We start from the raw sequence: 17,659 nt of genomic DNA, 5'->3' as shown, positions 1-17,659 counted from the left end.
CTCCTCCCCGTCACTTCTGCGCCGACGCGGCCCCGCCCTCGGCAGGCTCGCTGCTCCTGCGGACCGTACAGTGGAGCGAGTCGTGTTCGACGTCGGCCACGATGGTGTCTCCCGGCTCGGCCTCGCCGCTGAGCAGCAGGGTCGCGATCCGGTTGTCGAGTTCCGCCTGGATCGTGCGGCGCAGCGGCCGGGCACCGAACTCCGGCTGGTGGCCGTGCGCGATCAGCAGTTTCTTCGCCGCCTCGGTCACCTCCAGCGTCATCCCCTGGGCGTGGACCCGGCGTTTGCTCTGGTCCAGCAGATGTTCCACGATCTTCCCGAGATCGTCCTCGGTCAGCCCGTGGAAGACGATGATGTCGTCGATCCGGTTGAGGAACTCCGGCAGGAACCTGGTCCGCAGGTCCTCCATCAACTCGTCCTTCAGCTCCGACACATCGCCCTTGTGGTCCAGGATCCGGTGCGCGCCGATGTTGGACGTCATGATGATCACGCAGTGCCGGAAGTCGACGGTGCGGCCCTGGGCGTCGGTGAGCCGGCCGTCGTCCAGGATCTGCAGCAGGGTGTTGAAGACGTCCGGGTGCGCCTTCTCCACCTCGTCGAACAGCACCACGCTGTAGGGCCGGCGGCGCACCTTCTCCGTCAACTGACCCGCTTCCTCGTAGCCCACGTATCCCGGAGGGGCACCCACGAGCCGGGCGACGGTGTGCTTCTCCTGGAACTCGCTCATGTCGAACCGGATCATCCGGTCCTCGTCCCCGAACAGCAACGCCGCGAGGGCCTTGGCGAGTTCGGTCTTGCCGACACCCGTGGGGCCGAGGAAGAGGAAGGATCCCACCGGCCGGTTCGGATCCCCCATGCCGGCCCGGTTGCGCCGTACCGCCTGGGAGACGGCGGTGACGGCCTCGTCCTGGCCGACGATCCGGGCGTGCATCTCCTCCTCGAGCCTGAGCAGCTTCTCCCTCTCACTTGCCGTCAGCTGCGACACCGGGATTCCCGTACGGCGGGAGACGACGTCGGCGACATCGGCGGCCGTCACCGACACCACGCCCTCGCGGCGTTCCTCGATGCCGGCGAGTTCGCCCTCCACCTCGGAGATCTGCCGCTTGAGCTCCGACGCCCTCTCGAAGTCCTCCGCGGAGACGGCCTGGTCGAGTTCGCGGCGGAGCTGGGCGATGCGGTCCTCGCAGCTGACCACCTCCGTGGACCGGCCCACGCTGCGCAACCGCACCCGCGCACCGGCCTGGTCCATCACATCGATCGCCTTGTCGGGCAGGAAACGGTCGGTGATGTAGCGGTCGGAGAGCTCCGCCGCGGCCGCCAACGCGCCATCGCCGAACCGGACCTGGTGGTGGGCCTCGTAGGAGTCCCGCAGACCCTCCAGGATCTGCACGGTCTCCTCGACCGTCGGTTCGGGCACCATCACCGGCTGGAACCGCCGCTCCAACGCCGCGTCCTTCTCCACGTACTTGCGGTACTCGTCGATCGTCGTGGCGCCCACGACGTGAAGTTCACCGCGTGCGAGGGCGGGCTTGAGCATGTTGCCCGCGTCCATCGACCCCTCCCCCGTCGCCCCCGCGCCCACGACGGTGTGGAGTTCGTCGATGAACAGGATGACCCGGCCCTTGGCGGCCTGGACGTCCTCGACGACCTTCTTCAGCCGCTCCTCGAACTGGCCCCGGTACTGCGCCCCCGCGACCATGCCCGACAGGTCCAGGGCCACGACCCTCTTGTCCTTGAGGGTGTCGGGCACCTCACCGGCCACGATCCGCTGCGCGAGCCCCTCCACGATCGCCGTCTTGCCCACACCCGGCTCGCCGATCAGCACCGGATTGTTCTTCGACCGCCGCGAGAGGACCTCGATCGTCTGCTCGATCTCCTCCGCACGCCCCACCACCGGATCCAGCTTCCCCGCCTTGGCCTCCTCCGTCAGATCCCGGCCGAACTCGTCCAGCGTCGTCGCCGGCGTCTTCTTCCGTTCGGCGGGAATGCTGTCGCTGCGTGCCGCACGCTCGGTGAGACCGGCCAGTTTCGGCGTGTCCATGCCCTCGGCGCGCAGCAGCCTGGCAGCGCCCGTGTCGCTGTCGCCCAGCAGGGCGCCGAGGACGTGCTCGGGACCGATGTACGACACACCGGCCGCCTGTGACTGTGCGTAGGCGGCCCGGAGCGTGCGCTTGGCCGCCGGGGTGAGGCCTGGTTGGGCGGACGGCTCGCCTGCCTCCCGGGGCAGGAGCTTGACGAGTTCGGCCGCCAGCGTGTCGGGGTCGACGTCCAGCTGGGAGAGCAGTCTCCGGGACGGTTCGACCTTGGTGGCGGCCCACAGCAGATGTTCGGTGTCCAGGTCGGAGGTGCCGTCCTCGACCGCCCGCTGCGCGGCCAGGTTGAGCAGTTCCTGCGACGACTCCGTCAGCAGCCGGCCGATGGGCACCCGCTGCACCGCGGGAGGCGACGACGCCGGTGACATCCCGAAGAACCGGTTGAACAACTCACTGAAGGGATCCGACGAACCGAGCGGTGCACCGAACGACATCGACATGGCAGCTCCTGGGCGCGGGGGAAGCCGGTAACCGCGGGGCCGTTGTTCCGGGGTCCGTAAACACTGAACCCCGCAGCACACGGCACCGCAAACGGAAGACACGGACGCGGGCGGAGGGCGAGCGGGCCCGGACTGGCTTTACCGGGTGCGGTCGGGTACACCCGTGCCGTGCTCTTTCGTCAGCTGGAATACCTCGTCGCCCTCTCCCGGGAGCGCCACTTCGCCCGTGCCGCCCAGGCCTGCTACGTCTCCCAGCCCGCCCTGTCGGAAGCGCTGCGCAAGCTGGAGGAGGAACTCGACGTGCCGCTGGTGCGGCGCGGCCGCAAGTACGAGGGCCTCACCCCGGAGGGAGAGCGCATCGTCGTATGGGCGCAACGGATCCTCGCCGACCGTGATGCCCTCAAGGACGAGGTCGACGCGCTGCGCACCGGGTTGAGCGGCAGGATGCGGATCGGTACGGTGCCGACCGCGTCCGGTGCCGTCGCCCTGCTGACCGGCCCGTTCTGCGCGGCGCACCCGCTGGTCACGGTCGAGGTCACAGCGGACATGCAGTCGGTGGACATCCTGCGGCAGCTGCAGAACTTCGAGCTCGATGCCGGGGTCACCTATCTGCGCGAGGATGTCTCGGACGGCTTCCACACGGTTCCGCTGTACCGGGAGCGGTACGTCCTGCTGCTCACGGCCGCCGACGGCCTGGCCCGGCGTGCGTCGGCCACCTGGGCGGAGGCGGCACGGCTGCCGCTGTGCATGCTGACCCCGGCGATGCAGGGCCGTCGGGTGCTGGACGAGCTGTTCGCGCGGGCGGGGACGCAGCCCTCGCCCCGGCTGGAGACCGACTCCGTGGCGGCGCTGTTCGCCCACGTCAGGACGGGCCGGTGGGCGGCCATCGTGCCGCACGCCTGGCTCCATGTGTTCGGTGTCCCGCACGGGATGCGGGCGGTGCCGCTGGTCGAGCCCGCCGCGGCGGTGCCGGTGGGTCTGGTGATCGCCGCCCGGGAGCCGGGTTCGGTCATGGCGAGGGCGCTGACGGACATCGCCCGTGCCACCGACATGGCCTCGGCCCTGGAGCGCGTGCCGGGGGATCCGGGGCGGTAGCCGCCGGGCGCCGGGCCCGGACATGGCTCGCGGTGTGCGCTGCCCTCCCGTCGCCCTGGAACGGCCGGCCGGTGTCAGCTCACATCAGCCCACGTCAGCTCACCGGCTGCGGCTGGAGCCGCTCCGCACCGGCGTACACGTTCATCGACGTACCGCGCCGGAAGCCGACCGGGGTCAGCCCGCTCCCGGCCGCCAGGTCCACGGCCAGCGACGAGGGGGCGGAGACGGCCGCCGGCAGGGGGTTCCGGCGAGTACGGCCTTCTGCACCAGCTCGAAGGAGGCGCGGCCGCTGACCATCAGCAGGGTCCCGCGCAGCGGCAGCAGGTCCGAGCGAAGGCATGGCCGTCGACCTTGTCCACGGCGTTGTGCCGGCTCACGTCCTCGCGCAGGCACAGCAGCGCGCCGTCGGCCATGAACAGACCGGCCATGAACAGACCGGCCGCGCGCAGGCCCCCCCGGTGCTGTCGAACGCCTTCTGCGCCGCGCGGAGTCTTCCGGGCAGGGAGGCCGGCAGCTCCGGGCACGCTCAGCGGGTCGTCTGCCACGGACCGCCTCGTGGCCATGCGCACCGAGTCCAGGGCCGCTTTGCCGCACAGGCCGCACGAGGAGGTGGTGGAGAGGTTCCGTTCCATTGACGCGGTGGGCATGGCCACGCCCGGGGTGCGCATGGTCACGGTGAGGGGGCGCCCGCCGACCCGTATCTCCATCGGTTCCTCGGCGGCCAGGGTGTCCGGTCGGGCGGAGGGCACTCCGTCGCGGATGCGGAGTACCCGCCGGCGCACCGTCACTCGTCCCATGGTCCGGTTCCTCTCCCCTGCCTCCCGGGTGCTCCAGATGTGTCAGTAGGCCGCGCGCGTGGGTTCCAGGCGGATCAACACTCCTTTGGAAGTGGGGGTGTTGCTGATGTCGGCAACGCTGTCCAGCGGTACCAGCACGTTGGTCTCGGGGTAGTAGGAGGCCGCCGAGCCACGGCTGGCGGGGTAGGCGACGACGCGGAAGTCCTCCGCCCGGCGCTCCAGCCCGTCGTGCCAGACGGCGACCAGGTCCACCCGGTCCCGGTCGGCAAACCCGAGGGCCGTCAGGTCGGCGGGGTTGACGAGCACCACCCGGCGGGCGTTGTGGATGCCTCGGTACCGGTCGTCCATCGCGTACGGCACGGTGTTCCACTGGTCGTGGGAGCGCAGCGTCTGCAGCAGCAGATGGCCCTCGGGGATGTCCGGCGTCGTGAACTCGTTGACGGTGAAGACCGCCTTGCCGCTCGGAGTGCGGAAGACACGCTGGTTGACCGGGTTGGGCAGCCGGAACCCGCCCGGCCCGGCCACCCGGGCGTTGAAGTCCTCGAAGCCGGGTACGACGCGGGAGATGCGGTCGCGGACACTGCCGTAGTCCGCCTCGAACTCCTCCCAGGGGATGGCCGGTGTGTCGCCGAGGGTCCGGCGGGCCAGCCGGCTGATGATCGCGACCTCGCTGAGCAGGTGCGGGGAGGCCGGCGCCAGGCGACCGCGGGAGGCGTGCACCTCGCTCATGGAGTCCTCGACGGTGATGAACTGCTCGCCCGAGGCCTGCATGTCGCGGTCGCTGCGGCCGAGGGTGGGCAGGATGAGGGCGGTGTCGCCGCAGACCGTGTGGGAGCGGTTGAGCTTGGTGGAGATGTGCGCGGTGAGCCGGCAGCGCCGCATCGCCTCCTCGGTGACATGGCTGTCGGGGCTGGCCCGGACGAAGTTGCCGGCGACGCCGAGGAAGAGCTTCGCGGTGCCGTCGCGCATGGCCCGGATACCGTCGACCGAGTCCAGTCCGTGCCGCGTGGGCGGGGTGAAGCCGAACTCGCGGCCCAGGGCGTCGAGGAAAGTCCGGGGCATGCGCTCCCAGATGCCCATGGTGCGGTCGCCCTGGACGTTGCTGTGGCCGCGCACCGGGCACACCCCGGCGCCCGGCCGGCCGATGTTGCCGCGCAGCAGCAGGAAGTTGACGACCTCGCGGATGGTGGGGACGCCGTGCTTGTGCTGGGTGAGGCCCATGGCCCAGCAGACGATGATCTTTCCGCTGTCCAGCACCCGGTCGTGGACGCGCTCGATCTCCTCCCGGGTGAGCCCGGTCGCGTTGAGGACGTCCTCCCAGGCGATCTTCCGGGCGTGGTCGGCGAAGTCGGCGAAGCCGGTGGTGTGGGCGCTGATGAAGGCGTGGTCGAGTACGGTGCCCGGGCGCTCGTCCTCGGCCTCCAGCAGCAGCCGGTTGAGCGCCTGGAACAGGGCGAGGTCGCCGCCGGGACGGATCTGCAGGAACTGGTCCGCCATGGCTGTGCCCCGGCCGATCACACCGCGTGCCTTCTGCGGATGCTTGAAACGGATGAGTCCGGCCTCCGGCAGCGGGTTCACGGCGATGACCTTGCCGCCGTTGCGCTTGGTCTCCTCCAGTGCGGTCAGCATCCGCGGATGGTTGGTGCCCGGGTTCTGTCCGACGACGAAGACGAGGTCCGCGGTGTGGATGTCGTCCAGGGAGACACTGCCCTTGCCGATGCCCAGGGTCTCCGTCAGCGCGGAACCGCTCGACTCGTGGCACATGTTCGAGCAGTCGGGCAGGTTGTTGGTGCCGTAGGCGCGGGCGAAGAGCTGCAGCAGGAAGGCGGCCTCGTTGTTGAGCCGCCCGGAGGTGTAGAACAGGGCCTCGTCGGGGGAGTCCAGCCGGCGGAGCTCTCCGGCGAGCACGTCGAGCGCCTCGTCCCAGCCGATGGGTTCGTAGTGCTCGGCACCGGGCCGCTTGATCATGGGTTCGGTGAGGCGGCCCTGCTGGTTGAGCCAGTAGTCCGACCTGACGCCCAGTTCGGCGATCGAGTTCTGTTGGAAGAAGTCGGCGGTGACCCGGCGAGAGGTGGCTTCGTCGTTGATGTGCTTGGCGCCGTTCTCGCAGTATTCGTTGCGGTGCCGCTTGCCCGGTGCGGGCTCGGGCCAGGCGCAGCCCGGGCAGTCGAAGCCCTTGACCTGGTTGATGTTCAGCAGCGTCAGCGCGGTGCGTCGGACGGTCGTCTGCCCCAGCGAGTACTCCAGTGCGTGCGTCACCGCCGGGACACCGGTCGCCCAGCGCTTGGGCGGGGTGACCGACAGATCGTCGACGGGGTCCTCGATACCGCTCATGGTCCGGTCCGCCTCTTTCTCCGATGGGCACTGCGGGGCAGCATCCGCTTGTTTCCGAAGGCACGTCAAAGAGGTGTTTTCGATGGCCTGATAAGCGCTGGTTATCAGATGGGCGGCGCCTGTCGGCGGCCAGGCGGGACCTCTTTGACTTCGTCGGACGGCTCACCAACGATGACCCGCATGACGGCTTCCCGGGCGCGCCCGGCCGACGGCACGGCACCGCACGGACCACGGACCGGGCCGGACTCGCTCCGGCCCGCGCGGACCTGGGAACGGGCCCGCGCGATCGCCCGGTCCTGCGCCGGGCGGCCGCTGCCCGCGGTCCCCCGCGCCCTCACCGACGCGCTGGGCCACGCGCCGGCCGAACCGCTCGTCGCGCTCACCGACCTGCCGCCGTTCACGGCGGCCGCGATGGACGGCTGGGCCGTGGCCGGACCGGGCCCGTTGCGGCTCGGCGACGCCGGAGTCCTGGCCGGCCGGGAGCCCGGGCCGCTGGCGCCGGACGCGGCCGTCCCCATCGCCTCCGGCGCCCCGGTGCCGCCCGGCGCGACCGCCGTACTGCGGCGCGAGCACGGCGAGGGCGGACTCCAGGCGGGGCTTGCCGTACGGCCGCTCCCCCGCGCCGGTGCCCGAAGGCCGCGACATCCGGCCGCGCGGGCAGGAGTGCCGCTCCGGTGAGCCGCCGCTGCCCTCCAAAACCACCGTGACCGAGCGGGTGCTGGGCCTGGCGGCCGCCGCCGGGTGCGACCGGCTGGCGGCCGGCATCTGCGGGCCACGCCGGTCGGCGGCCGGGCGGAGGTGCGTGCCGAAGTGTCCGTCTCCGTCACGGGCGGGCGGGCGGGCGGGCGGCAAAGGTTCGCGGTGCGGGCCGTCGACGGCTCGGGCCGGCTGGTGGCCACGGCGAGATCGACCGGTGATCGTCGACCGGCAGCGGTTCCTGGCGCGCACGCCGGACCCGGGGGACCGTTGACCGGCAGGCCCGTCACACGGGCGTGTGTCCGCGGAGGTACTCGCGTACGGCTGCCGGGAGTGCGACATCGGTGGTCTCGGCAATCGCCGCCCAGCGCACCTGCTCGGGTGCGAGAGCGGCCCCGTCCGACGGGGACTCGCTCAGCAACTGGCACACCACCGCCGACGCACCGTCTGCCGATGCACCGTCTGCCTGCGGAGCGTGGTGTCGGGCCAGGGATTCCGTGCCGTCGACGAGGTATCCGGTGAGTTCGTAGACGGCACGCGCCGCGGTGGCCTCGGCCGGCTCGGCCTGTTGGGGAGTACCGGACGGCAGTGCCCAGCCGTGGCCGTCCGCCACGAGCAACAGCCGTCCGTCGTACAGGACGACCGCCTGCACCACTCCCTCCGCGGGCTCCAGCGTCATGTCCGACCAACCCCTCCCCCGGCGCGCTCGGCCCGGTTCCCTTCCCCTACCCAGGGTCGGCCGGTCATGCACCGACGTCGTGTCACTTCTCGGTCCGGACCAGGAATTCCCGTGCCGCGGCCGAGCGGGATCAGTACAGCACCGGCAGGTCTCCGGGGCGTACCCGCACCGTGACGGGCAGGGTGGCGTCGACCTCGCCGTCGGCGCCGTAGGGGACGGGCCGGTTCGCCTCGATCCGCAGTTCCCTGCCGCGCAGCACGCGCACCTCGGGGCGGTGCACATGTCCGCCCGTCTTCAGCTCGTTCATGAGGGTGAAGAAAAGCCGGCGCGGTGCCTCGCGGATCATCACGACGTCCAGCAGGCCGTCGTCGACACGTGCGTCGGGGGCGATGAGCCGGCCGGAGCCGTAGTAGGGGGAGTTGGCGGCTACGACGGTGTAGCCGCGGTGGGTGTGTTCCTCGCCGTCGACGGTGACGCGGTAGTCGGCGGCGCGCCAGGTGGTGACGGCGCGCAGGCCGCCCGCGTAGTAGGAGGCGGAGCCGCGCAGCAGCCGGGCGTGGTTGGCGTGCCGGTTGGCCACCGCGTCCACGCCGGCGTAGACGCTGCCCAGGACGACGGTGCGCGGGTGGACTGCCGACTCCACCTCGATGGTGTCGACCGGCCGTGGCTCGGCGTGCAGCAGGATGCCGGCGAGCGCGGCTGGGTCGGCGGGGAGTTTCAGGGCTCGGGCGAAGTCGTTACCGCGTCCGGCGGGCACCAGGCCGAGGACGGTTCCGGTGCCGCTGAGTGCGCCGCCGATGCCGCCCGCGATGCCGTCGCCGCCGACGGCCAGGACGATCCGGCCGCGCTCGCCGGCACGGCGGGCGATGTCCTGGGCGTGGGCGAGGCTGTGGCTGTACTCCGTGTCCAGCTCGGCCCCGGCCTCGCGCAGCAGCCGGGCCAGGTGCAGCAGTGTCGCCGCCCCGGTGGAGCCGCCCGCGGTGGGGTTGACGACGGCGGTGAACTGTCGCATCGGTGTGCCTCCGAAGCAGGCGGATCGGGTGGGGGTCGGTCGGTGCGGGTGAGTGGGTACGGGTCAGTCGGTGGGGAGCAGGACGCCTGGGTTGAGCAGGCCCTCGGGGTCCAGGCGGCGCTTGACGGCGCGCAGGGCCGAGATGCCGAGCGGTCCGGCCTCGCGGACGTACCAGTCGCGGTGGTCGGTACCGACTCCGTGGTGGTGGGAGATGGTGCCACCGGCCGCCAGTACGGCCTCGTTGGCCGCGTGCTTGGCGGGCGTCCAGTGGGCCACCGGGTCCTCGCCCTGGGCGCTGACCACCGTGAAGTACAGCGAGGCGCCGTTCTCGTACACGTGGGAGATGTGGCACATCACCAGGGGCGGGGTGCCGGCCTCGGTGAGAGTGTCGGTGAGGGCGGTGCGTACGGCCGTGTAGAGGTCGGGGATGCGGGACCAGAAGGCGGCGGTCTCGAGGGTTTCGGCGAAGGCGCCGACGTCGAGCAGGGCGTCGCGCAGGTACGGCGCCGAGAAGCGGCCGTGGGCCCAGCGTTCGCCCGGTTCCGCGCCGACGAGGGTGCCGCCGCAGGCGGTGAGGACGGCCGCCGCCTGCTCCCGGCGCTGTGCGGTGTCCTCGGGCGTGCCCTCGTAGCCGGTGATGGCCAGGCAGCCCGCTCCGCCCTGGGACAGGTCGCCGCCGATGGCGTCCGGTTGGGCCAGGCCGATGAGGGTCTCGGTCTCGTCGGACAGGCGCAGTACGGTCGGCCGGGGTCCGTCCTGGGCGAGCCTGCGCAGCGCGGCGGCACCCTCCTCGAAGGAGGCGAACCGCCAGCCCTCGTAGGCGCGCACCTGCGGCAGCGGGCGGATGCGTACGGTGACGGAGGTGATGACGCCGAAGGCCCCCTCCGAGCCGAGGATCAGCTGGCGCAGGTCGGGTCCTGCGGCGGAGCGCGGGGCGCGGCCGGTCTCGATGGTGCCCTCGGGCGTGGCGAGGGTCAGGCCGAGGACCATCTCGTCGAAGCGGCCGTACCCGGCGGAGGCCTGGCCGCTTGAGCGGGCGGCGGCGAACCCGCCGATGGTGGCCCACTCGAAGGACTGCGGGAAGTGGCCGAGGGTGAAGCCGTGTTCGGCGAGCAGGGCCTCGGCCTCGGGGGCGCGCAGTCCGGGCTGGAGCACGGCGGTGCGCGAGACGGGGTCCAGGTCGAGCAGGCCGCTCATGCGGCGCAGGTCCAGGGCGATGAACCCGGTGCGCTGGGGAGCGAGTCCGCCGACGACCGAGGTGCCACCGCCGAAGGGGACGACGGCGAGGCCGTGCGCGGCACAGGTGCGCAGGACGGCCAGGGCCTCGTCGTGCGAGGCGGGCAGGACCACGGCCTGCGGGACGTCCGCGAAGTCCCCGGCGCGGATGCGCAGCAGGTCGGGGGTGGACTTGCCGCGGGTGTGGCGGATGCGGCTCTCGCTGTCGGTGCGGACGTGGCCCTCGCCGCCGACGGCCTCGGCGAGCGCCTTGAGCGTGGCGGGGGCGGCCGTGGTGGCGGGCAGCTCGATGTCCTCGAGGGCGAGGGCGGGGGCGGTGCGGGGCTTGACGCCGAGCAGGTCGCGCAGCAGTCCGGTCACCGAGTCCGGCAGCGGTGCCGCCTTGGCCGGGTCGCCCCAGCCGTTCCACAGCATGTCCATTGAACGGTCGTCCTCACAGGTCGGTGTGCTCGGTTCGCGCGACGGCCGGCGGGCCGTGCCCGGGGCGACGGTGTCTGCTCCGCCGGACCCCCGGGGCGTTACACTGTGACACATGACGCCTATTCGTCACAACGGTTCGGACAACGATCAGGTGCTGGACGCGGTACGCGACTGTGTACTGGCCGTCGGGGTCCGCCGCACCACCCTCGCCGACGTGGCCCGCCGCGCCGGTGTCTCACGGATGACGCTGTACCGGCGCTGGCCGGATCTGCGGACCCTGGTGGGCGATCTGATGACCCGCGAGTGGATCGACGTGGCCACCCGGGCGATCCCCGAGCCCGCCTCCGGCACGGACACCCGCACCCGGATCGTGGACGGACTGGTGGCGGGTGTCGAGGCCTTCCGGGCGCACCCGCTGTTCCGCAAGATCGTCGACGTCGATCCGGAACTGCTGCTTCCCTATGTGCTCGACCGGCGCGGAGCGAGCCAGGAGGCACTGCTGACGCTGCTGACCGACGGGCTGCGCGACGGCCACGCGGACGCCTCCGTGCGCCCCGGGCATGTCGAACGGCAGGCCCGCGCCCTGCTGTTGACCGTGCAGTCCTTCACCCTGTCCCTGCGCACGATGACCGACGAGGCCGATCCGGAGCTGGACTCCGCAGCCTTCCTCGGCGAGTTGCGCACCCTCCTGGAGAGGACCCTCACGCCATGAGCCACACCAGGGCCGAAGCCGGCTCGTCCCTCAGCGCACACCGCCGTAGCCGCGAACTGGCCGAGGCCGCCGACGGCAGGGTCGCCGACGTCCTGGTCGTCGGGCTCGGCGCCACCGGGGCCGGAGCCGCGCTGGACGCGGCGGCCCGCGGCCTTGACGTGGTCGCGGTGGACGCCCACGACCTCGCCTTCGGCACCTCGCGCTGGAGCTCGAAGCTCATCCACGGCGGGCTGCGCTATCTGGCCTCCGCGCAGTTCGACGTCGCGCACGAGAGCGCGGTCGAACGCGGGGTGCTGATGACCCGGACCGCACCGCATCTGGTGGCCGCCCAGCCGTTCGTCCTGCCGCTGACCCCGCTGGTGTCCCGGGCCCAGGCCTCCCTGGCGTGGGCCGGGTTCCGGGCCGGTGACATGCTGCGGCTGGCCGCCCGGACCCCGCGCCAGGTCCTGCCCGCCCCGCGCCGGCTGTCGGCGACGGAGGCCCGGCACCTGGCGCCCTCGGTGCGCTCGGCCGGACTGCGCGGCGGACTGCTGTCCTGGGACGGCAAGGTGACCGACGATGCCCGGCTGGTGACCGCCCTCGCCAGGACGGCCGCCGCTCAGGGCGCCCGGGTGCTGACCCGGGTCAGGGTGCTGGAGCTGACCGGCACCGGCGCCCGGATCCGCGACGAACTCACCGGCGAGGAGGGCGAGATCAGGGCCCGCGCGGTCATCAACGCGGCCGGGGTCTGGGCGGGCGACCTCGTGGCGGGCATCCGGATCCGGCCCTCTCGCGGCACCCATCTTGTCCTGCGCTCGGAGCGGCTGGGCGCCCTGCCGGCCGGCCTGCACATTCCCATCCCCGGCGAGACCAACCGGTTCGTCCTGGTCCTGCCCCAGGGCGACGGCAGGGTGTACGTCGGTCTCACCGACGAGCCGGTCGAGGGCGGGATCCCGGACGTCCCGGAGGTGCCCGAGACCGACATCGGCTTCCTGCTGGACGTGCTCGGCTCGGTCCTGGACACGCCGGTGACCCGGGAGGAGGTCGTCGGCGCGTTCGCCGGACTGCGCCCCCTGCTGGACACCTCCGGCCACGACGGCCGCGACGGCGCACCCGCCCGCACCTCGGACATCTCCCGCCGGCACGCGGTGCTGACGACCCCCGACGGCATCACCACGATCGTCGGCGGCAAGCTCACCACCTACCGACGGATGGCCGAGGACGCCGTGGACGCCGCTACCGCCGCCCGGGGACTTCCCGCCGCACCCTCCCCCACCGCCGCGCTGCCCCTGGTCGGCGCCGCCGCGCCCGGCCGGCTGCGCGTCCTGTCCGCACCCCCGCGCCTGGTCAGCCGCTACGGCACCGAGGCCCAGGCCGTCCACGCCCTCGCGACCGAGGACCCCGCCCTGGCCGAGCGGGTCCTGCCGGGCCACCCGGTCACCCGCGCGGAGCTGGTGTGGGCGGTCCGGCACGAGGGCGCACTGGACGAGTCGGATCTCCTGGACCGCCGTACCCGCATCGGACTGGTGCCCGAGGACCGCGCCGAGGTGCTCTCGGTGGCGCGGGAGGTGCTGGCGGAGGCGGCGAGCGCACGACCCTGAGGGCTCACGCCGTGCCGAGCCGGGGAGCACGAGGTTCGCCCTCAATGTCCTTGCGTGGCAGGGAAGTTGGTCACGGAGGCGACTGCCGCGCGGCCCCGGAATCCTGGCGGCCGCCCGGAGACAGGGACGAGCGTCACAGCAGGCGGCGGATGTCGCCGCGGACGCGGTAGAAGCCGCCGGCCGCCGAGTGCAGGGCGTCCACGACGTAGCGGGCGCCCGGGTGGCGTATCGCCCGCGGGAACTGGACGTTCCAGGAGGTGTCGTAGCCCTCGGACACCACGTGCACCCGGAGCCGGCCGCTCTCCTGCACGCACTCGACCACGACGGCTCCGGCGGGAGCCTGCGCGACGGTGGCCACCGCGGCCACGGCGGTGGCGGGTTGGTAGGTCGGCAGGGCCGCGGCGAGCTTGACGTCCCGGGCCACCGGCACCGTGCCCTGCTGGGCGGCGGCGATGGCCGTCTCACTCGCGTCGACGCACACCAGCGAGCCGTCGGTGGTCACCAGGTACAGCCGCTCGTCGCGGTACTGCATCGACAGCGCCGAGCCGCCGCCCGTGCCGAGCTTCCACAGGCGCGTGCCGTCCTGGTCGAAGCAGTAGACGGAGGACGCGGCGTCCCCGGCGAAGACGAACCGCCCGCCCGGGGAGGTGGCGCACGAGTACACCGCGCTGTCGCAACGGTATGTGGCCTCGATGGCGCCGGTCGCCTTCGACAGCCGCTGGACCACGCGGTGTCCGGTGCCCGCGTAGACGGCGGCGTCCTCCTGCCAGCCGAAGAGGACGCTGCCGTTGGTGGCCGTGTGCCACAGCTCGCCGGTGCCGTCGGGCGCGTAGGCGGTGACGCCCCGGTGGTGGCCGTGGTAGACGGCGCGGTCGTCGGCGCGGACCATCCAGGCGTGTTCGCCCTGGCTGCGGCGGGACCACTGGTGTTCGTCCTCGTGGTCGATGACGGTGAGCCGGCCGTCGCGGTCCGACACGTTCAGGATGCCCTCGTGGATGTCCAGCCAGAAGATGTCGACGTCGGCGGCGATGTCGTACGCGGCGAACGGCAGCTTGGAGGAGAGGTCGTAGACCTTGCCGTCGTCGCAGCCCGCGTAGATCCAGAAGTCGTCGGCGACCAGGCACTTCACCCCGTCCGGCAGTCCGAACCTGGCGAGGACGGCGCCGTCGTGGCCGAGGGTGTAGACGTCACCCGCCTGGTTGCCGACCCAGCAGTGGTCGTCGTCGACATGGATGCCGAAGGCGGCCGAGCCGGTGCGGAACCGCCACAGCACAGGCGCCACCGCCCGCGCAGTGGACGGGGCCGAGCTGACCTGACGCCGGGTCACCGGGCGCGGGGCCCGCTGCCCCTGAACTGCCGGGGCGTATCCCTTGCGGACCTTCTCCCCCACCTTCTTGGCAGCGGCCGCCCTGGCCTTCTCGGCGGTCGGGAAGGTCGTCGTCTGGGTCTGCCCGGCGGCGCCGATCCTGCCGTACCGCACCGTCACCACTGTGCCGTCGACGGTCACTTCGTAGAACTTGTGGGCGCCGCCGCCCTCCTGCGACAGCTCCAGATACGTCGTCGACACCGCGGACGCCGTGGTCATGGCAGACCCCTCCCCAGGACGGACCCGCGGCCTTTCCCGCAGGTCCTCACTGGTCAAACCGTAAGGGCGACCACTGACATTGATGCTGATACTCAGGTTCCGGCGGTGCGCCCGGGCGGGCCGGCGGCCGGCCTCACTTCCCGGCGCGCAGGAAGGCCGGTATGTCCGCACGGGTCGGGTAGTTCGGCAGGGGCGCCCGTGCACCCTGGAGGAAGGCGGTGACGACGGCGGCGGCACGTTCGTCGTTGTCTTCGAGGCCGTTCCACAGGTGATGTCCGACTCCGGACAGGTACTGGGTGCGCTCGACCGCGGGATCGGCGGCCAGGACGGCGGTCTCCCACCGGCGGAGCTGGGAGGAGCACTCGGCGATCACCAGCATCGCTGGAGTCCGGGAGCGCTGCAGTCGGGGGGCGAGGGACGCCGAGTCCTTGACCGTCTGCTCGACGCGGAGACTCGCGGCGGGGCTGAAGGAGAAGTTCTCCGCCGTGTCCTCCACCGGGATGCGATGGGCGTCGCGGGCGCAGTAGGCGGAGGCGGTGTCGCCGCCGAGGTCGGCGGCGGTGAACGCGTTGTCGCCCTCGGCCTGGCCGATCAGACCGTTGTCGGGGCTGAGGAGCCCGAGGCGCATCAGGCCGAACGCGACGGCGTACCGCGGGACGTGGGTCGACCGCGGCCCCGTCGGGGCCGGTGCCAGGCCGCGCGCGGAGGGGCGGCCGGTGTGTCCGGTGAGTCGCGCGGTGGGGCCGTCCATCGGGCCCGGCTCGGCGATGACCGCCCGGTGCAGGTGCGCGGCGACACGCGGGTCGGCCAGCGCCCGGGTGAGGACGACCGCGCCCGAGGAGAAGCCGAGGACGTCGACTCCGCCCCGGCCCAGGCGGTCGGCGAAGGCGCCGAGGTCGCGCACCGACCTGTCGATCGTGTACTGGCTCATCGGGAGCAGGTCGCTGCGCCCGCCACCGGCCTGCTCGTAGGCATAGACGTCGTAGCCCTTGCGTGCCAGGAGGTGCAGGAAGCGGTGGTCCAGCAGCGAAATGCCCCGGACCGGGCCGCCGTTGAGATACACCAGCGGGACGCGGTGCCGGGCGCCGGAGTCGCGGGGTGGGTAGTGGTAGACCGCGACCCTGCTGCCCGTGGACAGCCGCCAGTGCTGTGCGGTCACGAAGGGCGACGCGGCCGGGTACCGCCGGGCCGTCGGCACGGTCGGGACGCAGACCGATGCCGTCAACGCGGCTGCGAGAGCCACCGTCAGGAAGGGAACGAGCCGGGCGGGCCCGGTGCGGCGCCGGCCGCGCCAGAGCGCGACGGCCGTCCCGGCCGCGAGGGTCGTCCCCCACGCGGCCAGTCCCCCACCGGCCCCGTCCGTCAGCACGAGCGACGTGAGGAAGACGGCGACCAGGGCGACGACGGCGGCGATGACCAGCAGTAAGCGGCCGACGGAACGGAGCGGACGCGGAGCGGATCCGGATGTGGACATGGTGAGCCCCCAGAGTTTCAGAACGATGTTTCAAAACTACGTTATCAAACTCGCTAGACTGCTCCCATGGGACGGCCGAGAACGAACGACGAGTCAGTCGGGGAACGACTGGTGGCGTGCGCGACCGAACTGCTCGCCACCGGCACGCACGAGTCACTGACCGTGCGCGCCGTCGCCGCGGCCGCGAACACGTCGACGACGGCGGTCTACTCGCTGTTCGGCGGCAAGGACGGACTCATCGGCGAGGTACGGGACAGAGCCGTCGCCGGACTGCACCAGCGCCTCTCTGCGGTACCGGTCTCGGCAGATCCCCTCGCCGACCTCCACGCGCTGGCCGTCGCCTACCGGCGGTGGGGACTCGAGCACCGCCGGCTGTACGCGGTCCTGTTCGGCGGGGTCCAGTCCTTCGACCCGTCGGGCCCGGTCGGCACGGCCGACCCCGTCCGACCGCTGCTCGCGGCGATCGACCGCGCGTCGACGGCGTCCGTGCTCACCGGCGAGGCGACCCGGATCGCCCTCTCGCTGTGGGTGACTTTGCACGGCCTGGTGATGCTCGAACTGGCCGGCGCCCTCGACGCCCCCTCGGCGGAGACCACGTTCCGGTCGACCATCGAGGCCACGCTGCGCGGCTGGATGACCCCTGCCGCGTTTCGCAGACACAGGGTGCCTACGTCGTCGTCCGGCACCGACCGCGGGATGCGAGAGCGTCCCGGTGAAGGATGACGGTGTCGTGGACGCGCGGCCGGTGACCGCTGGGCGGATTGCTTCTCCTGTACTGGGGACGCCCTCCGCGTACCGCTAACCCTCGCTGTCGCCGCCCGGCACCAACGCGCTCATTCCGCACGCCAGTTGGCGCAGACAGTGGATCGCCAGGGCCGCCGGTGAGCCCTCGCCGGTGACTCCTGCTTCCGTGTCCGCCCAGATCTCCAGCGCGATCCGGATCGCGTCCGCGGCCGCCGCCGCGACGAGTCGCACCTGTACCGCTCCGAGCCGACCGTCCGCGAGTCGGGCCACGACCGGCACGAGTCGTTCCTCCGACTCCTGGTTGACGCGGTACCAGACCGCGCGGAGCGCGGGATCGTCGGCCGCGGCGCGCAGCAGCTCGCGGGTGCGCAGCAGCGCCGTCGCGGCCGCCTCGTCCGGTGCCGCCGGCAACCGCTCCACCGCCGTCTCCAACGCCGTGGTCAGGTCGGCGCCGGGTTCCGCGGCCTCCAGCAGGGTCCGCCATCGGTCGGCTCCGGCGGCGAGCAGCGGGCTCACGGCGTCCTGCTTGGAGCCGAAGTAGCGGTAGAAGGTGCGCAGCGCGACGCCCGCGTGCCGGGCGATCTCCTCGGCCGTGGTCGCGTGCGGCCCCTGCGTGGCGAACAGTTCGGCCGCCGCGTGCGCGATCTCGAGCCGGGTCGCGGCCTTGCGGCGCTCGGTCAGGGAAGAGGGCGGCTCGGTGCTCACTTCAGCAGGGTACGGTCCGACGGTCCGCGGTGGCGCAGATGGACTTGATGGCACATG

Annotated in this window: 15 protein-coding genes; 5 read left to right on the top strand and 10 right to left on the bottom strand. The window is 72.4% G+C overall.

Annotated features, from left to right (window positions below; all coding sequences use genetic code 11):
- Positions 1-10: 10 nt before the first annotated feature.
- Positions 11-2,533: an ATP-dependent Clp protease ATP-binding subunit gene (locus ACWGJ5_RS02975; RefSeq protein WP_453308015.1), complete on the bottom strand. Its 2,523-nt coding sequence runs from the start codon at positions 2,531-2,533 to the stop codon at positions 11-13.
- 168 nt (positions 2,534-2,701) lie between these two features.
- Here ACWGJ5_RS02975 and ACWGJ5_RS02970 point away from each other — a divergent pair, with 168 nt between their 5' ends.
- Entirely contained in the window at positions 2,702-3,628 is a 927-nt protein-coding gene (locus ACWGJ5_RS02970) for a LysR family transcriptional regulator (RefSeq protein ID WP_453308014.1), read from the top strand.
- Between the two features lie 94 nt (positions 3,629-3,722).
- Here the strand turns inward: ACWGJ5_RS02970 and ACWGJ5_RS02965 are convergent, their stop codons facing one another.
- The 3 genes from ACWGJ5_RS02965 to ACWGJ5_RS02955 form a co-directional block, all read right to left on the bottom strand.
- Positions 3,723-3,830, bottom strand: coding sequence for a hypothetical protein (locus ACWGJ5_RS02965; RefSeq protein WP_453308013.1), 108 nt, complete (start codon positions 3,828-3,830; stop codon positions 3,723-3,725).
- A 94-nt stretch (positions 3,831-3,924) separates the two neighbouring features.
- On the bottom strand, positions 3,925-4,425 hold the full coding sequence (locus tag ACWGJ5_RS02960; RefSeq protein WP_453308012.1) for a formate dehydrogenase accessory sulfurtransferase FdhD: 501 nt from the start codon (positions 4,423-4,425) through the stop codon (positions 3,925-3,927).
- 42 nt (positions 4,426-4,467) lie between these two features.
- Positions 4,468-6,759 (bottom strand): FdhF/YdeP family oxidoreductase, encoded by a 2,292-nt coding sequence (locus ACWGJ5_RS02955; RefSeq protein WP_453308011.1) that lies wholly within the window; start codon positions 6,757-6,759, stop codon positions 4,468-4,470.
- Positions 6,760-6,939: 180 nt separating this feature from the next.
- Between ACWGJ5_RS02955 and ACWGJ5_RS02950 the strand changes: the two genes are divergently transcribed.
- Entirely contained in the window at positions 6,940-7,437 is a 498-nt protein-coding gene (locus tag ACWGJ5_RS02950) for a hypothetical protein (protein ID WP_453308010.1), read from the top strand.
- Between the two features lie 304 nt (positions 7,438-7,741).
- Here the strand turns inward: ACWGJ5_RS02950 and ACWGJ5_RS02945 are convergent, their stop codons facing one another.
- The 3 genes from ACWGJ5_RS02945 to ACWGJ5_RS02935 form a co-directional block, all read right to left on the bottom strand.
- On the bottom strand, positions 7,742-8,134 hold the full coding sequence (locus ACWGJ5_RS02945) for an NUDIX hydrolase (protein ID WP_453308009.1): 393 nt from the start codon (positions 8,132-8,134) through the stop codon (positions 7,742-7,744).
- Between the two features lie 130 nt (positions 8,135-8,264).
- The gene (locus ACWGJ5_RS02940; RefSeq protein ID WP_453308008.1) at positions 8,265-9,146 is read right to left on the bottom strand and encodes a diacylglycerol kinase family protein; all 882 of its coding nucleotides are present in this window, start codon (positions 9,144-9,146) and stop codon (positions 8,265-8,267) included.
- Between the two features lie 63 nt (positions 9,147-9,209).
- The gene (locus ACWGJ5_RS02935) at positions 9,210-10,802 is read right to left on the bottom strand and encodes an FAD-binding oxidoreductase (RefSeq protein ID WP_453308007.1); all 1,593 of its coding nucleotides are present in this window, start codon (positions 10,800-10,802) and stop codon (positions 9,210-9,212) included.
- Between the two features lie 112 nt (positions 10,803-10,914).
- Between ACWGJ5_RS02935 and ACWGJ5_RS02930 the strand changes: the two genes are divergently transcribed.
- Together ACWGJ5_RS02930 and ACWGJ5_RS02925 are read left to right on the top strand one after the other, a co-directional pair.
- The gene (locus ACWGJ5_RS02930; RefSeq protein WP_453308006.1) at positions 10,915-11,514 is read left to right on the top strand and encodes a TetR/AcrR family transcriptional regulator; all 600 of its coding nucleotides are present in this window, start codon (positions 10,915-10,917) and stop codon (positions 11,512-11,514) included.
- Entirely contained in the window at positions 11,511-13,094 is a 1,584-nt protein-coding gene (locus ACWGJ5_RS02925) for a glycerol-3-phosphate dehydrogenase/oxidase (protein WP_453308005.1), read from the top strand. The genes ACWGJ5_RS02930 and ACWGJ5_RS02925 overlap by 4 nt, the downstream gene beginning before the upstream one ends.
- 133 nt (positions 13,095-13,227) lie before the next feature.
- On the opposite strand, the gene ACWGJ5_RS02920 is transcribed toward ACWGJ5_RS02925, so the two are convergent.
- Both ACWGJ5_RS02920 and ACWGJ5_RS02915 read right to left on the bottom strand, forming a co-directional pair.
- The gene (locus ACWGJ5_RS02920; RefSeq protein ID WP_453308004.1) at positions 13,228-14,679 is read right to left on the bottom strand and encodes a WGR domain-containing protein; all 1,452 of its coding nucleotides are present in this window, start codon (positions 14,677-14,679) and stop codon (positions 13,228-13,230) included.
- 133 nt (positions 14,680-14,812) lie between these two features.
- Positions 14,813-16,153: an alpha/beta fold hydrolase gene (locus tag ACWGJ5_RS02915; RefSeq protein WP_453308003.1), complete on the bottom strand. Its 1,341-nt coding sequence runs from the start codon at positions 16,151-16,153 to the stop codon at positions 14,813-14,815.
- Between the two features lie 66 nt (positions 16,154-16,219).
- On the opposite strand from ACWGJ5_RS02915, the gene ACWGJ5_RS02910 reads away from it, so the two are divergent.
- The gene (locus ACWGJ5_RS02910) at positions 16,220-16,876 is read left to right on the top strand and encodes a TetR-like C-terminal domain-containing protein (protein WP_453308002.1); all 657 of its coding nucleotides are present in this window, start codon (positions 16,220-16,222) and stop codon (positions 16,874-16,876) included.
- A gap of 75 nt (positions 16,877-16,951) precedes the next feature.
- Here the strand turns inward: ACWGJ5_RS02910 and ACWGJ5_RS02905 are convergent, their stop codons facing one another.
- Complete coding sequence (locus tag ACWGJ5_RS02905; protein WP_453308001.1) at positions 16,952-17,602, bottom strand: TetR/AcrR family transcriptional regulator; 651 nt, start codon at positions 17,600-17,602, stop codon at positions 16,952-16,954.
- Positions 17,603-17,659: the final 57 nt, after the last annotated feature.

The organism is Streptomyces sp. NPDC054783 (assembly GCF_053611725.1).
This window is presented reverse-complemented; position numbering and strand designations above follow the sequence as displayed.

Bases quoted from the DNA above. Each gene is read 5' to 3' on its own strand.
- ACWGJ5_RS02935 (WP_453308007.1), bottom strand. From the start codon at position 10,802: ATGGACATGCTGTGGAACGGCTGGGGCGACCCGGCCAAGGCGGCACCG.
- ACWGJ5_RS02975 (WP_453308015.1), bottom strand. From the start codon at position 2,533: ATGTCGATGTCGTTCGGTGCACCGCTCGGTTCGTCGGATCCCTTCAGT.
- ACWGJ5_RS02940 (WP_453308008.1), bottom strand. From the start codon at position 9,146: ATGCGACAGTTCACCGCCGTCGTCAACCCCACCGCGGGCGGCTCCACC.
- ACWGJ5_RS02955 (WP_453308011.1), bottom strand. From the start codon at position 6,759: ATGAGCGGTATCGAGGACCCCGTCGACGATCTGTCGGTCACCCCGCCC.
- ACWGJ5_RS02910 (WP_453308002.1), top strand. From the start codon at position 16,220: ATGGGACGGCCGAGAACGAACGACGAGTCAGTCGGGGAACGACTGGTG.
- ACWGJ5_RS02920 (WP_453308004.1), bottom strand. From the start codon at position 14,679: ATGACCACGGCGTCCGCGGTGTCGACGACGTATCTGGAGCTGTCGCAG.
- ACWGJ5_RS02950 (WP_453308010.1), top strand. From the start codon at position 6,940: ATGACGGCTTCCCGGGCGCGCCCGGCCGACGGCACGGCACCGCACGGA.
- ACWGJ5_RS02930 (WP_453308006.1), top strand. From the start codon at position 10,915: ATGACGCCTATTCGTCACAACGGTTCGGACAACGATCAGGTGCTGGAC.
- ACWGJ5_RS02925 (WP_453308005.1), top strand. From the start codon at position 11,511: ATGAGCCACACCAGGGCCGAAGCCGGCTCGTCCCTCAGCGCACACCGC.
- ACWGJ5_RS02945 (WP_453308009.1), bottom strand. From the start codon at position 8,134: ATGACGCTGGAGCCCGCGGAGGGAGTGGTGCAGGCGGTCGTCCTGTAC.
- ACWGJ5_RS02960 (WP_453308012.1), bottom strand. From the start codon at position 4,425: ATGGGACGAGTGACGGTGCGCCGGCGGGTACTCCGCATCCGCGACGGA.
- ACWGJ5_RS02915 (WP_453308003.1), bottom strand. From the start codon at position 16,153: ATGTCCACATCCGGATCCGCTCCGCGTCCGCTCCGTTCCGTCGGCCGC.